This is a genomic window from Kribbella sp. NBC_01510 (genome assembly GCF_045040325.1).
Classification (GTDB): domain Bacteria; phylum Actinomycetota; class Actinomycetes; order Propionibacteriales; family Kribbellaceae; genus Kribbella.
In genome coordinates, this window is sequence record NZ_CP109418.1 from 4,164,486 (window position 1) to 4,179,044 (window position 14,559).

Sequence of the window (14,559 nt, forward strand, 5' to 3'; positions counted from 1 at the left end):
GGGTAGGCCTCGGCTGGGGCACTCTGGAGGGATGGGTGGGATGGAGATCCGGGCGGTCGAGACCGACGCGGACTACGAAGCGTGGCGTCAGGTGCGGATCGCGGTGCTGCCGCACGAGCGGTGTCCGAGTGTTGCCGAGTTGCGGGAGTTGGAGACCCCGCACCGGCTGCTGCTCCTGGCTGAACGCGACGGCACGGTCGTCGCCAACGGATTGTCGGATCGGTCCAACGAGGCCGGTCGTGGGTTCGTGGCGCCGCGAGTGCGTCCGGAAGCGCGGCGGCAGGGCGTCGGCACGCAGATGCTGAGCGCGCTGGCCGACCACGCCACAGCCCAGGGGTACACGGTCGTCGGCGCAGGCGTGGAGGACGAAGGATCGCTGGCGTTCGGGCAGCGGTTCGGATTCGTGGAGACCGGTCGGCAGGTCGAGCAGGTCCGCCCGATCGGCGACGAGCCCTGGCCGGACCCACCAACGGCGTACGAGATCGTGACCGTCGCCGAGCGGCCGGAGCTGTGGGCCACGGCGTACGAGCACGTGGCGCAGCCGACGCTCCCGGACATGGATACGCCGACGCCGGTCGAGGTCTCGGCGGAGGAGTGGGCGACCGAGTGGATCAACGACCCGGCGGCGATGTTCCTCGCGATCGCCGGCGATGACGTGATCGGTGTGGCCGGTCTGCTGCTCGACACCGATCGGCCGGAGCGGGCCGAGGTCGCCTACACCGCCGTACGGCGGGAGTGGCGCGGGAAGGCGGTTGCCTCGACCCTCAAGCGGACGAGCATGGCGTGGGCGGCGGAGCACGGGATCACTGAGGTCTACACCTGGACCCAGCAGGGCAACGAGAACATGCGCCGGCTCAACGAGCACCTGGGCTTCAGCTACGGCGCCGTGAGCATCAACCTGCGGGCGCCGCTACCGCTGAAGCTCGCGGAGGAGGTCGAGGCCTGACCACGCGCGCCGGTCGGTCTCGGCCGCGCGGATCAGCTCGACGAGCTTGCTGTTCACGGGCGCCGGGCGGCCGAGGGAGTCGGCGAGGCGGACGACTTCGCCGTTCAGGTAGTCGATCTCGGTCGGGCGGCCGGCCTCGAGGTCTTCCCACATCGACGTGCGGGCGAGCGGATCGATCGCGAGCATCTTCGCGGCGACGCGGCGGAACAGGAAGTCGGGCAGCCGGAGGATCGCGGGAAAGCGGTGCATCGGGACCGGCAGGAGCTTGGCCGGTTCGATGCCTTCGGCGTCCAGCAACCCCAGCGACTCGGCCTGGGCCGCGGCCAGGCAGCGGCGGTACGCGCGCTGGGACAGCTCGTCTCGTAGCGGCAGGTTCGACAGCGCGTTGATCGGGTTGTTCAGGTTCAGCAGGAGTTTCGCCCACTGCACCGGCAGGATGTCGTCGTGCTGCTGGAGCGGCAGCCCGGCTCGCGCGAACCCATCCAGGTACGGCGCCAGCCCCGGATGACGCTGGATGTCGAGAGCACCCTCCGTGCCCTGATGGAACACGCCGCCCCCACGGTTCAGCACGTTGAACGGGACCATCCCCGTCACCACGACCTGATCCGTCAAACGCTCCCGCAGCACCTCCCCGTTGCGAACGCCGTTCTGGAAGCTGACCACCATCGCACCCGGCTTGAGTACGCCGGCCAACTCGCCGGCCGCACCCTCGGTCGCAGCGGACTTCACCGTCACGAGCACGAGATCCGCCTCCGCGGCCGCGGCCGGTGACGTCTCGTACCTGACGGTGTCGACCCGCAGGTCCGCACCGAGGTAATCGGTCAGCCGCAGCCCGTGCTCGGCCAGTACGTCGGCCATCCGCTGCCGACCGACGAACGTCACCGGAGCCCCGGTCGCCGCGAGCCGCCCGCCGACATAGCACCCGATCCCACCCGCGCCGTACACGACGATCTCCACCTCGGACACCGTACCGAAGAACCGGCGGGCAGGGGTCGGTCAGCGCGGTTGACCGTACCCCTGAGGGGGCGTGGTGGAGACGTGCTGATGGTCCATAGAGTCGTAGTGCGCCGCGGTCTCACCCGAGCCGTGGTTTCGTCTCGGCTTGACGATGGTGATCGTATCGAGGACGACGACGTACAGAGTCCAGAGGACGTAGCCAACTGCGATCAGGACGATGGTGATCAGCGGAATCGCGATAACCGCACCCATGATGAGCCTCCAGTTCGGGAGCGCTTTCCCAGCTCCAGGTGACCAGTCCCGCATTCGGCTGTGCAGGAACTCCGGTTTCACTCATCACCACCCTCCGTCCCCGACGAATCGCCGGGCAGAGACCAAGGACTCTTTGCCACCGCTGAAGGTCCCGATCGGTTGGGTCCTAATGCAACCGCACCCGCGGATCGAGGACGGCGTACGCGATGTCGACCAGGATGTTCGCGACCACGACCGCCGCCGAGGCGAACAGCACGATGCCGATGATCACCGGCAGGTCCTGCTGGTTGATCGCGACCACGGCGGTCTGGCCGAGGCCGGGCAGGCTGAACACGGTCTCGATGACCACCACGCCGCCGATCAGCTGGCCCAGGTCGATACCGAACTGGGTCACCACCGGCGTCAGCGCGCTGCGCAGGCCGTGCCGGACGATCACCCGGCTCTCCCGGATGCCCTTCGACCGCGCCGTCCTGATGTAGTCCTCACCGAGGACGTCCAGCATCGAACCGCGGGTCAGCCTGGTATAGGTTGCCGCCAGCAACAAAGCCAGCGCGATCCAGGGCAGGAACAGATGCTGGAACCACGGACCGACCCCGCTGGTCAGCGGCGAGTAGCCGCCCGCCGGGAACCAGTGGTAGCCGGCCAGCGTGAGCCGGAAGTACAGGAAGTACAGCAGCAGCAGGCCGAGCAGGAACGACGGGAACGAGTAGAAGGTCAACGCGAACAACGTCAGCCCACGGTCGGCCACCGACCGCGGGTGAATCGCCGAGATCACGCCGTTGAAGATCCCCAGCGTCAGCCACAGTACGGCGGCCCCGAGCGCCAGCGACACCGTGATCGGCAGCGCCTGCCCGATGATCGTCGTCACCGGCACCTGGTGGTAGTAGTCGTATCCGAGGTTGCCCCGGACCGCGTTCTCCATGAAGTGCAGGTACTGCCTCCAGACCGGCAGGTCGAGCCCGAGCCGGTGCTTGATCAGGGCAATCGTCTCCGGCGTCGCCTGCCGGCCCGCCAGGGTCTGTGCAACGTTGCTCGGAGCAACGAAGAACAGACCGAACACCGCCACGGTGATCAGCCACAGCACCAGCAGGCCGTGCCCGATCCGGCGGATCAGAAAAAGAGCCATCGCGATCTCCCAGCGTTCTCGAGCCAGTAGCTGCCCCAGCCGAACCAGACCATGACTAGCTCCGATCCGCTCGTGGGTCGAACGCGTCCCGGACGCCGTCGCCGAACAGGTTGAACGCGAGCGTCGTGATCAGCAGCGCCAGACCGGGGAAGAGGATGAACCACCACGCGGTCGTGTAGTAGTTCTGCGACGCGCTGATCATCCCGCCCCAGTCGGCAGTTGGCGGCGGAAGCCCGAGCCCGAGGAACGACAACGTCGCCTGGGTCACGATCACCACCGGGATCAGCAGCGTGGTGTAGACGATCACCGGCGCCAGCACGTTCGGCAGCACGTCGACGAACATGATCCGCCCGTCGCCCGCCCCCAGCGAGCGCGCCGCCTCGACGAACTCCCGCTCGCGCAGCGACAGCACCTGCCCGCGCACGATGCGGGCCACCGACGCCCAGCTGAAGAACCCGATCACCAGCACGGTCACGGTCAGGCTCGGCCCGGTGACCGACACCAGCGCGATCGCCACCAGCAGGAACGGCACGGACAGGACGACGTCGATCAGCCGCGCCAGGACCGTGTCGGTGATCCCCCCGAGGAACCCCGCCGCGAGCCCCAGCACGACTCCGATCGCCACGGTGATGGCGGTCGCGATGACACCCACGAGCAGCGACACGCGAGCGCCGTACGCGATCCGCACCAGGATGTCCCGGCCGAGGTCGTCGGTGCCCAGCCAGAAGGTGCCGTTCGGGCCGCGCGGCAGGCCGTCCGGTGTCAGCCCGATGTCGCGGTACTGCTCGTTCGGCGGATGCCCGGTGATCGCCGCGAACACCGGCGCGAAGATCGCCATCAGCACGATCAGCACGATGACGACCAAAGAGATCATCGCCACCTTGTCCCGCCGCAACCGCCGCAGGGCCAGGATGAACGGACTCCGGCCCTCGATGGCCTTCGGCTCGTCGATGACATCAACCAGGTTGATCGCGGTGGTCATGGGGCCTCCCGGCCTGGACTGAGGAGCGCAGGGAGCGCAGCGACTGGAGCGACGAGGGAAGGCCGGGAGCCGACGCCCCAGGACCCTGCCGGCGCCCAAGGCCCGGCCAAAAGCACCGTCATGATGCCTTCAGATCGGGTACGGCGGTGGACAGGTCCTCGCCCAGCGTCAACGGGTAGAAGCACGCGGTCTGGTGCTCCGCGGCGTCATCGAGTACGGCGATCAGCGGCGGCTCGCCCTTGGCACAGTCGGACCGCGCCTTCGGGCACCGCGTGTGGAACCTGCACCCCTCCGGCGGGTTCGTCGCGGACGGGATGTCGCCACCGAGGATGATCTGCTCACGGCTGTCGGCCGTGTCCGGGTCCGCCACCGGCAACGCCGACAGCAACGCCCGGGTGTAGGGGTGCCGGGTCTGGCCGAACAACTCGCTGGTCGGCGCGAGCTCGACGATCTTGCCCAGGTACATCACCGCGATCCGGTCACTCACGTGCCGTACCACGGACAGGTCGTGCGAGATGAACACGTAGGTCAGATCGAACTCGTGCTGCAGATCCGCCAGCAGGTTGATGATCTGGGCCTGGATCGACACGTCCAGCGCCGACACCGGCTCGTCACAGATGACCAGCTTCGGCCGCAACGCCAGTGCCCTGGCCACCCCGATCCGTTGCCGTTGGCCACCGGAGAACTCCGCCGGGAACCGGTTGTAGTGCTCGGGGTTCAGCCCGACCAGCTCCATCAGTTCCTGGACCTTCTTCTTCCGCTCCGCCCCCGACGCGATGTTGTGGATGGCGAACGGGTCGCCGATGATCGAGCCGACCCGGCGGCGCGGGTTCAGCGAGCCGTACGGGTCCTGGAAGATCACCTGGACCTCGCGCCGGAGCGGACGCATCGCCCGGCGCGACAGCCCGCTGATCTCGTTGCCCTCGAACCACACCGACCCCGACGTCACGTCGTACAGGTGGGCCATGCAGCGGGCCAGCGTCGACTTGCCGCAGCCGGTCTCGCCGACCAGGCCGAGCGTCTCGCCCTTCTTCACGTCCAGGGAGACCCCGTCGACCGCCCGGACCACCTCCCGGGAGTGCGTGGGGAACTCCTTGCGGACGTTCTCCACTTTCAGAAGTACATCGTTCATGAAGCCATCGCCTCGTTCTGCTCGTGCGGAAGCCAGCAGGCCGACTGGTGCCGGGGATCGCGGGCGACGTCGAGCAACGGCGGCGCCTCGGTGCGGCACTTGTCGAACACGTGCGGGCAGCGGGTGGCGAACGGGCACCCGGCCGGCAGGCTGATCAGGCTCGGCGGCGTCCCCGGGATCGGCGTCAGCCGGTCGCCGCTGCGCGCCGGCAGCGAGGCCAGCAGCCCTTGCGTATAAGGGTGATGGTTGCGATAGAAGATGTCGCGGCGCGGCGCCCGTTCCATCACCGCGCCCGCGTACATCACCACCACCTCGTCGGCCATCTCGGCCACCACGCCCAGGTCGTGGGTGATCAGGACGATCGCCGTACCGAACTGCTCCTGCAGCCGGCGCATCACGTTCAGCACCTGCGCCTGCACGGTCACGTCCAGGGCCGTGGTCGGCTCGTCCGCGATCAGCAGCGCCGGGTCGAGGGCCATCGCCATCGCGATCATCACCCGCTGCCGCATCCCGCCGGAGAACTGGTGCGGGTAGTCGTCGATCCGCTCCGCCGCCCGCGGGATGCCGACCAGGGTGAGCAGCTCGGCGGCCCGCTTCCGGGCCGCCTGCTTGCTGATCACCTTGTCGTGCGCGCGGATCATCTCGACGATCTGCCACCCGATCCGGTACTGCGGGTGCAGGCTGGACAGCGGATCCTGGAAGATCATCCCGATCTGGGCCCCACGCAACCGCCGCAGGGTCGACTGGTCGGCGGTGATCAGGTCCGTTCCGTCGAAGAACGCCGTACCGGACACGGTCGCGCCGCGGGTCAGCCCGACGATGGTCTGGGTGGAGACGCTCTTGCCGGAGCCGGACTCGCCGACGATCGCCAGGGTCTGACCGGCCTCCACGTCGAACGACAGGCCCCGGACGGCACGGACGGTGCCGTCCGGGGTGTCGAAGGAGACCCGGAGGTCTCGTACTTCAAGGAGGGCCATGGGGTCTAGCCCTGCTTGTCCTTGTCCAGCCAGACGTTCGTCGGATCGAACATCTGCAATGACGGCACGTAGATCGCGTTGTGCGCCTGCGCTGCGTGGTAGTTGGCGTTCTTCGGGTTGGTGAGCGGGAAGAACGCCGCGTCGGCCATCACCTGCGCGTCGGCCTTGGCCCACAGGTTCGCCGCCTCGTCCTCGGTCTTCGCCTTCGCGGCCTGGTCGATCAGCGAGTTCGTCGCAGGGCTGTTGTACAGCCCGAAGTTGCTGCCGATCGGCGGGAACGACGGCTCGCCGGAGAACAGCGGGTTGAAGAACGACAGGGCCGCGTTGCCGTACCAGTCAGCACCCCAGCCGGCCAGCGACAGGTCCCAGACGCCGCGCTGTGCGACGGTCGGCACCTGCAGGTACTTCACGTAGAAGTCCGCGTTCGGCGACGGTACGCCGACCACCGTGACGCCGGCCTTGGACAGATCCTGCTGGACCGTCTGGAAGGCCTTGCTGCTGCCCTCGGACGCGTTCCGGTACAGGAACTTGAGCGTCAGGTGCGGGAAGCCGGCCTCGGTCAGCATCTGCTTGGCCTTGTCCGGGTTGTACGGATACGGGTCGATCTGCTTCGAGCCGACGATGTTGCTCGGCAGCACGTGGGTCAACGGCGGGTTGATCGTCGGTCCGCCGAGGACCTGCAGGATGTGGTCGCGGTTGATCGCGTAGCTGAGCGCCTGCCGCACCTTGACGTTCGTCAGCGCCTTGTTGTTGTTCGGCGACGCGGTGTTGTAGACGACGTACGGGTTGCTGGACGCGGTCATGCCGAGGTTCAGGTTCGGGTCCTTCTTGGCGATCAGGGCCGGCAGCTGCGACGGTGGCGGCTGGACGTCGAACTCGAGGTCGGCGGTCGGCGTACCGGTCTGCAGCTGCTGCTGGACCGAGTCCTGGCTGATCGTCTCGTTCACCAGGATCTTGTCGACGTACGCCTTCCGGACCGGGTCGGTGGACGCGTTCCAGGCCGGGTTGCGCGAGTACTCGATCGACTTGGTCGGCACCCACTTGTCGACCTTGTACGGGCCGTCGGACGGGTAGTTGTTGCCCAGCTCGGTGCTGGCCGGCAGGTACTTGAGCGCCTCGACCGGGGCCGGCGAGAAGGCCGGCAGGGTCAGCATGTCGACGAAGTACGTGGCCGGCTGGGTGAGGTGGAACTCGACCGTGGTCGGGTCCTTGGCCACCACCCCGGGCAGCGGCGTCTTGTCGATGTAGGCCTGGATCGCGGCCGGGGTCTTCGCCACCTTGGCGAAACCGTCCGCGAACGCCTTGTACCCGACGATCAGGTTGGCGAAGTCGGGGATGCCGCCGAACGGCTGGACCGGGTTCGCGGTCCGCTTCAAGCCGCGGACCATGTCCTCGGCGGTCACCTGGCGGGCGGGCGTGGTGTTCCATTGGGCGCCGGGCCGGATCTTGATCGTGTAGGTCTTGCCGTCGGCGCTGACCCCGCCGTTGGCGGCGGTCGGGATGTCGGTGGCCAGATCCGCCACCGGCTTGGTGTTGTCGCTGCCGGGATCCGCCGGGTAGGTGAACAGCTGCCTGCTCCACATCCGCAGGTTCAGGTAGCCGGCCGAGTAGTAGCTGATGTTCGGATCCATGTAGTCGACATCGCCGGCCCCGAGCATGTTCAGGGTGCCGCCGGATACCGGCGTGGCCGCGGTGCCTCCGGATCCGGACACCGATCCGCCGCCATTGCTGCAAGCGGCGAGCGCGAGGCTCGCCACGGCGGCAAGGGATACTGCCGCCAGCCGTCTTCTGGCCATTGGTCCTCCTCCGGGACTCGATAGCGCCGAAGTTAGGACCCGGCGGCCCGCCGCTGACCGCGGTCACAGAAGCGTCAAGAGGTTGTCAACGGCCGGCCGCACGAACATGACGGATTCATGACAGCCGTAACCGCTGCCCGAGCCGGTGGTGAGCGACACTGGGTGCGTGGCACACAGCCTGCTGTTGGTCGACGACGAGCCGCGCATCCGGCGGGTGCTGCGGCTCGCCCTGGAGGACGAGGGGTACCAGGTCGCCGAGGCGGCCAACGGGTACGACGCTCTGGCCGCCCTGCGCCGGGAAACACCGGACGTGGTGCTGCTGGACCTGATGCTGCCGGACCGGGACGGATTCACGGTCTGCCGCGAGATCCGCCGTACCAGCGACGTGCCGGTCATCATGGTGACCGCGCGGACCGACAGCCACGATGTGGTCGCCGGGTTGGAGGCGGGCGCGGACGACTACGTGACCAAGCCACTGGTGGCCAAGGAGCTGTCGGCCCGGATCCGGGCGCTGCTGCGGCGGGTCGAGCCGGCCAACGCGCGGCAGTCGGACCTGCTGATGGTCGGTGACCTGCGGATCGACGTCCCGGGCGCGGAGGTGACCCGCGACGGCGCCGTCCTGCCGCTGACCCGGACGGAGTTCAAGCTGCTCGCCGAGCTGGCCGGCGCCGAGGGCAAGGTGCTCAGCCGGGAGCAGTTGCTGTCGAAGGTGTGGGGCTACGGCTACTTCGGCGACAGCCGGATCGTCGACGTCCACGTCCGCCGCCTCCGGCTGAAGATCGAGCATGACCCGGCCAGCCCGAAGCACCTCGTCACCGCCCGCGGTCTGGGCTACCGATTGGTGAGCTGACCTTGCTGGGGCGGTTCTCCCTGCGCGGCCGCGTCATGCTGGCGTACGGCCTGCTCGCGCTCGGACTCTCCTCGGCGCTGGCGCTCGTTACCTGGAGCGTGCTGTCGGACTACCTGACCCAGCAGCGTGAGTCGTCCGCGATCGTGGAGACCGCCGACAACGCGGCCGCCTTGCACTACGGGCTGTTCGGCGCACCCCAGCCCTGCCACCCGGCCCGCGAACGCGCCGAGTGCGGCAGCCCGACGCCGAACCCGAACGTCAGTGTGATGGATCTGTTGAACACGTTGCCGTCCACGGACTCCGCGGCCTCAATGGTGTTCTACAACGATCAGTGGTACTCCCTGACCGGGAAGCCGGAAGATCTCCCGTCCGACCTGATCGCGAATGTCCGGGCCGGCAGCACCCAGCACCGCCGGATCAGCGTGAACGGGCAACAGGTGCTCGCCGTCGGCGTACCGATGACGCGGCCAGGGGAGGCGTTCTTCGAGTGGCATCCACTGGACAACCTGGACAGCACGCTGCGGACCCTGAAGATCACGCTGGTGGCGGCGGCGCTCGTGACCGCGATGATCGGCCTGGCAGTCGGCCGGCTTGCGAGCACGCTGGCGCTGCGGCCGCTGGCCGAGCTGACCCGGGTGGCGGACGCGGTGGCGCGCGGGAAGCTGGACGCGCGGCTGCAGGCCGAGAACGACCGGGACCTGGGTGGGCTGGCGCGCTCGTTCAACCAGACCGCGGCTGACCTGGAACGGCGGGTGGCGGTGGATGCGCGGTTCGCCGGCGACGTCAGCCATGAGTTGCGTACGCCGCTGATGACGATGCTGAACTCGATGCAGCTGATCCAGAACCATCGCGCCGAACTGCCCGCGGCGGTGCGGGAACCGGTCGAGTTGCTCGGGTACGACCTGGATCGCTTCCGGCGGCTGGTGATCGACCTGCTGGAGATCTCCCGCGACGACGGCGGCGATCAGGGCAGCCGGGAGATCGTCCGGATCGCCGACCTGGTCCGGGCCGCCGCCGACGGCACCGCCGGCCGTGAGGTGACCACGGTCGAGCCCGAGGCCGAGGGGCTCACGCTGCAGGCCGACAAGCGCCGGCTCGAGCGCGTGATCGCGAACCTGGTCGAGAACGCCGAGGACCATGCGGGTGGTTGCAAGGGCGTCGGCGTGGAGGCCGGTGGTCTCGGCGTCATCATCACCGTCGACGACGCCGGTCCCGGGATCGCGGTCGAGGACCGCACCCGGATCTTCGAACGCTTCGGCCGCGGCGAAACCTCCGGCCGCGGCCGCGGCGTAGGCCTCGGCCTGGCCATCGTCGCCCGCCACGTCCAATGGCACGCCGGCACCATCCAGGTCACTGAGCGCCCCGGCGGCGGCGCCCGCTTCACCGTCGAGCTCCCCGCGAAAATCAGCTGACGGATCTTGAGCCTCCGGCTACCGTGGAGGCATGGCTACTTGCCTCTGTGTCTAGCTGTGGACCCGCTTCCGCGCCAGAAGTGTGTCCTTTAGCTACCACGGAGAGTAACCATGATCACCGTTCGCGGTGTAGATATTCGCGTCGGCGCCCACCTACTGCTGTCCGACCTGTCGTTCCACGTCAGCCCGGGCGACCGCGTCGGGCTCGTCGGCCGTAACGGCGCCGGCAAGACCACCCTGATGAAGACCCTGGCCGGCGAAGAGCGCCCGGCCGCGGGTGCCATCACCGTCTCGGGTTCCGTCGGCTACCTGCCGCAGGACCCGCGCGCCGCCGACCCGGCCGTCACCGTCACGGCCCGCATCCTGTCCGCGCGCGGCCTCGATGTCGCCGTACGCAAGCTCCGTCAGGCGGAGGCTGCGATGAGCACCGCCACCGGCGACGCGCAGGACAAGGCGATGGCGGCGTACGCGAAGGCCGAGGCGCAGTTCCAGGCCGGCGGTGGGTACGCCGCCGAGGCGGAGGCGGCCAGGCTGGCGGCCGGTGTCGGCCTGCCCAACCGCGCGCTCGAGCAGCCCGTCGGCGAGCTGTCCGGCGGCCAGCGTCGCCGGGTCGAGCTGGCCCGGATCCTGTTCGCGCAGCACGACACGCTGCTGCTCGACGAGCCGACCAACCACCTCGACGCCGACTCGGTGCTCTGGCTGCGGTCCTTCCTGCTCGGGTACCCCGGCGGCCTGATCGTGATCAGCCACGACCGTGAGTTGCTCAAGGCAACGGTCAACCGGGTCTTCCACCTGGACCCGCAGCGCACCACGATCGACATCCACAACACCGGCTGGACGAAGTACCTCGAACAGCTGGAGACCGATGAGCGCCGCCGGACCCGGGAGCGTCATACGGCCGAGCGGAAGGCGGCGGTCCTGCACGCCCAGGCGGCGAAGATGCAGGCCGGCGCCAACACGGCCGTCGCCGCCAAGAACATGGCGCGGCGGGCGGACAAGATGCTCTCCGACCTCGAGCCGGTACGCCGGGCCGCCCGGGTGGCCCGGATCCGCCTGCCCGAGCCGGCGCCGTCCGGAAAGACCCCGCTGTCCACCTACGGACTCAAGAAGGCGTACGGCGGACTCCAGGTGCTGGACGGGGTCGACCTGGCCGTCGACCGGGGCAGCCGGGTCGTCATCCTCGGGCTGAACGGCGCGGGCAAGACCACCCTGCTCCGGCTGCTCGCCGGTCGCGAGGAACCGGATGCCGGCGAGGTCGTCGCCGGTCACGGGCTGCGGCTCGGGTACTTCGCCCAGGAGCACGACACGCTGGATCTGGCCGGCACCGTCCGGCAGAACCTGGCGTCCGTCGCGCCCGGTCTGACCGACGGCGAGGTCCGGAACGTGCTCGGGTCGTTCCTGTTCAGCGGTGACGACGCGGACAAGCCGGCCCACGTGCTGTCGGGTGGGGAGAAGACCCGCCTGGCGCTGGCTGGACTGGTGCATTCCGGCGCCAACGTGCTGCTCCTGGACGAGCCGACCAACAACCTGGACCCGGCCTCCCGCGGTGAGGTCCTCGGCGCGGTCGGCAGCTATCCGGGCGCGATCGTCATGGTCACCCACGACGAGGGTGCCATCGAGGCGCTCCGCCCCGACCGCGTGCTGATCCTCCCGGACGCCACCGAGGACCTCTGGTCCGACGACTACCTGGACCTGGTCTCGCTGGCGTGATCCCGGGCCTCAACCCACGGGTTGAGGTCCGGGTTCCACCCGGATGCGAACTGCGGGCTGACGTTCCCGCCGCCGTTTCCGGGGAGTGTTGTCACCGACAACGAAACTCCTCGGAAAGGACAACCAGAGATGTCCGCGCAACTCGTCGTAGGGATCTTGGTCGGACTGTGGGTGCTGCTGCGCGTCGTCGGCCGGCAGATCACCGGATCGCTGGTCACCCAGCGGCAGTTGATGCTGATGCCGGCGATCCTGGTGGTCCTCGGCGTGCTCTCGCTCTCGTCGACGATCCACGGTGCCTCCGCCGGGGAGATCGCGTTCCTCGGGCTGGACTGCGTCGTACTGATCGGGCTCGGGTTCGCCCGCGGCGCCAGCATCCGGCTGAACCGTCGCGACGACGGCCTGTTCCAGAAGGGGACCGCCGCTACGCTCGGACTATGGGTGCTGACCATCGCGTTCCGCGTCGGTGCCGCGTTCGGATCGGCCGCGATCTGGCCGGACGGCAAACTCGGCCACGCGGCGCTGGCGCTGACCATCGGGCTCACCATCGCCGCCCAGAACGCGATGATCTGCCGCCGGGCACTGAGCCTGGACATCCCGTTCGCCGTCGACCGGGCATGATGACGGTATGAGCCGGACGACCTGGGACCTGGTGAAGGGATCGCCGGTCCCGGGTCTGCTGCTGCGCACCCTGCCGGGCCTGCTGGTGATCTTCTCGGTGCTGACAGTTTCCAGCCACCGGCATCGCCTACCGGTACCGGTCGTCGTGGTCCTCGGCGCAGTGGTTGTCCTCAGCAACGTGTTCCTGCTCTCGCCCCGGTACGGCGAACCCCTGGCGCGGCGGACGTCGATCGCGTTGCTGGTCTTCGTCACTGCCGGATCGCTCCTCTGGTACGCGCTCCCGGAGAGCGCCCTGATCGTGCTGCCGTTCTGGGCCGCGAGGGTCGCGGTGCGCTATCACCAGGCCGGTCGGACCGAGGTTGTCGTGGTGGCACTGGGCGTGCTCGGCGCGAGTGTGCCGGTCTACATCAGCACGCGCTCCCTGCCCGGGGCCCTCGGAACGGCGTTGGGTGTCACCGCGCTGGTCCTGGCATCGGTGAACCGGCAGCGACGTGAGGAACAGATCGAAGGGATGGAGGTCTCGCTCGCCCGGAAGCAGGCCGCCATCGAGGAACACAGTCGCGCCGCCGCGCTGGCCGAGCGAGCCCGGATCGCTCGCGACGTCCACGACGTACTCGCGCACTCCTTGGCCGGACTGTCGTTGAGTCTGCAAGGGGCGCGGCTGATGCTGGTTCGGGACGGCGCGTCGCCGGAGGCGATCGAGCAGGTGACGCGGGCGCAGGGACTGGCGGCCGAAGGGCTGGCCGAGGCTCGGCGAGCGGTTGCGGCATTGCGTGAGGATGCCGTTCCCGACGTACGGGCGCTGGGCGATCTGGTCACGGCGTACCGGCTGGAGAGTGGGGCGACGGCGGACTTTGAGGTGGAGGGTGAGGTGCGGATGCTCCCGGCGGACGTGATGAGCACGCTGTATCGCACGCTGCAGGAGGCGCTGGCGAACACCCGCAAGCACGCGCCCGGCGCCCCGGTCGACGTGAAGCTGTCCTACGCCGCCGACGTCCGCCTGGCGATCGAGGACCGCCCGGGACGGCGCCCGAGCCGGCCCGCGCCCGGAGGCTATGGTCTCCTCGGAATGCGAGAACGAGCCGACCTCATCGGCGGCTCACTGGACGCCGGTCCGACCTCCAACGGCTGGCGCGTGGAACTGAGGGTGCCGGTATGAGTGCGGTGCGGGTGGTGGTTGCGGACGATCAGACGGTCGTGCGGGACGGGTTGGTGACGTTGCTGAAGTTGTTGCCGGGGATCGATGTGGTTGCGGCCGCGTCGGACGGGGACGAGGCCGTGCGGTTGGTTGCCGAGCACAACCCGGATGTGCTGCTGGTGGATCTGCGGATGCCGAAGTGCGACGGCGTGGAGGCGACTCGCCGGGTCCGTACGGACCACCCCGGCACGGAGGTCGTCGTACTCACGACCTACAGCGACGACGACTCGGTCCTGTCCGCGCTGCGGGCCGGCGCGCGCGGCTTCCTGACGAAGGACGCCGACGCCGAGTCCATCGGCCGCGCGCTGCAGGCCGCGGCAGCCGGTCAGTCGATCGTCGACGCCGACGTCCAGCGCAGGCTGATCGAAGGCGCCGCCGCTCCCAAACCCGCCGACCCCGCGGACACCGGCCTCACCCCACGCGAGATCGAGGTACTGCGCCTCATCGCCGACGGCCTGTCCAACACCGAGATCGCCCGCCACCTGGTCGTCAGCGAAGCCACGGTCAAGACCCACATCAACCACCTCTTCGCCAAAGCCAACCTCCGCGACCGAGCCCAAGCCGTCGCCTACGCCTACCGCCTCGGCCTCACCTGAGCGGCGG

General features: G+C 69.0%; 14 protein-coding genes. 7 read left to right on the forward strand and 7 right to left on the reverse strand.

From position 1 onward, the window contains the following. Nucleotides 1–31 precede the first annotated feature (31 nt). Nucleotides 32–946, forward strand: coding sequence for a GNAT family N-acetyltransferase (locus OG558_RS20790; protein WP_405071729.1), 915 nt, complete (start codon nt 32–34; stop codon nt 944–946). Here OG558_RS20790 and OG558_RS20795 read toward each other — a convergent pair. The 7 genes from OG558_RS20795 to OG558_RS20825 all read right to left on the reverse strand — a co-directional run bounded on the left by OG558_RS20795 (nt 911) and on the right by OG558_RS20825 (nt 8,168). Next, nucleotides 911–1,903 (reverse strand): 2-dehydropantoate 2-reductase, encoded by a 993-nt coding sequence (locus OG558_RS20795; RefSeq protein ID WP_405071730.1) that lies wholly within the window; start codon nt 1,901–1,903, stop codon nt 911–913. The genes OG558_RS20790 and OG558_RS20795 overlap by 36 nt on opposite strands. A gap of 39 nt (nt 1,904–1,942) precedes the next feature. After that, nucleotides 1,943–2,155, reverse strand: a complete 213-nt coding sequence (locus tag OG558_RS20800; protein ID WP_329474578.1) for a hypothetical protein — start codon at nt 2,153–2,155, stop codon at nt 1,943–1,945. A gap of 166 nt (nt 2,156–2,321) precedes the next feature. Continuing rightward, nucleotides 2,322–3,281, reverse strand: coding sequence for an ABC transporter permease (locus tag OG558_RS20805; RefSeq protein ID WP_405071731.1), 960 nt, complete (start codon nt 3,279–3,281; stop codon nt 2,322–2,324). A 55-nt stretch (nt 3,282–3,336) separates the two neighbouring features. Continuing rightward, entirely contained in the window at nt 3,337–4,263 is a 927-nt protein-coding gene (locus tag OG558_RS20810) for an ABC transporter permease (protein ID WP_329474580.1), read from the reverse strand. Nucleotides 4,264–4,381: 118 nt separating this feature from the next. Next, entirely contained in the window at nt 4,382–5,395 is a 1,014-nt protein-coding gene (locus OG558_RS20815) for an oligopeptide/dipeptide ABC transporter ATP-binding protein (protein ID WP_329474581.1), read from the reverse strand. Then, nucleotides 5,392–6,372, reverse strand: coding sequence for an ABC transporter ATP-binding protein (locus OG558_RS20820; protein WP_329474582.1), 981 nt, complete (start codon nt 6,370–6,372; stop codon nt 5,392–5,394). The genes OG558_RS20815 and OG558_RS20820 overlap by 4 nt, the downstream gene beginning before the upstream one ends. Nucleotides 6,373–6,377: 5 nt before the next feature. Next, nucleotides 6,378–8,168 (reverse strand): ABC transporter substrate-binding protein, encoded by a 1,791-nt coding sequence (locus tag OG558_RS20825; RefSeq protein ID WP_405071732.1) that lies wholly within the window; start codon nt 8,166–8,168, stop codon nt 6,378–6,380. Nucleotides 8,169–8,334: 166 nt separating this feature from the next. Here OG558_RS20825 and OG558_RS20830 point away from each other — a divergent pair, with 166 nt between their 5' ends. From OG558_RS20830 to OG558_RS20855, 6 genes are all read left to right on the forward strand, one after another. Further along, on the forward strand, nt 8,335–9,018 hold the full coding sequence (locus OG558_RS20830; protein ID WP_405071733.1) for a response regulator: 684 nt from the start codon (nt 8,335–8,337) through the stop codon (nt 9,016–9,018). A gap of 2 nt (nt 9,019–9,020) precedes the next feature. Next, entirely contained in the window at nt 9,021–10,430 is a 1,410-nt protein-coding gene (locus OG558_RS20835) for an ATP-binding protein (protein ID WP_405071734.1), read from the forward strand. Nucleotides 10,431–10,541: 111 nt separating this feature from the next. Beyond that, entirely contained in the window at nt 10,542–12,140 is a 1,599-nt protein-coding gene (locus OG558_RS20840; RefSeq protein WP_405071735.1) for an ABC-F family ATP-binding cassette domain-containing protein, read from the forward strand. 129 nt (nt 12,141–12,269) lie between these two features. Further along, nucleotides 12,270–12,758 (forward strand): hypothetical protein, encoded by a 489-nt coding sequence (locus OG558_RS20845; protein ID WP_405071736.1) that lies wholly within the window; start codon nt 12,270–12,272, stop codon nt 12,756–12,758. Nucleotides 12,759–12,765: 7 nt separating this feature from the next. Next, nucleotides 12,766–13,917: a sensor histidine kinase gene (locus OG558_RS20850; protein WP_405071737.1), complete on the forward strand. Its 1,152-nt coding sequence runs from the start codon at nt 12,766–12,768 to the stop codon at nt 13,915–13,917. Further along, entirely contained in the window at nt 13,914–14,552 is a 639-nt protein-coding gene (locus OG558_RS20855) for a response regulator transcription factor (RefSeq protein WP_329474589.1), read from the forward strand. The genes OG558_RS20850 and OG558_RS20855 overlap by 4 nt, the downstream gene beginning before the upstream one ends. Nucleotides 14,553–14,559 lie beyond the last annotated feature (7 nt).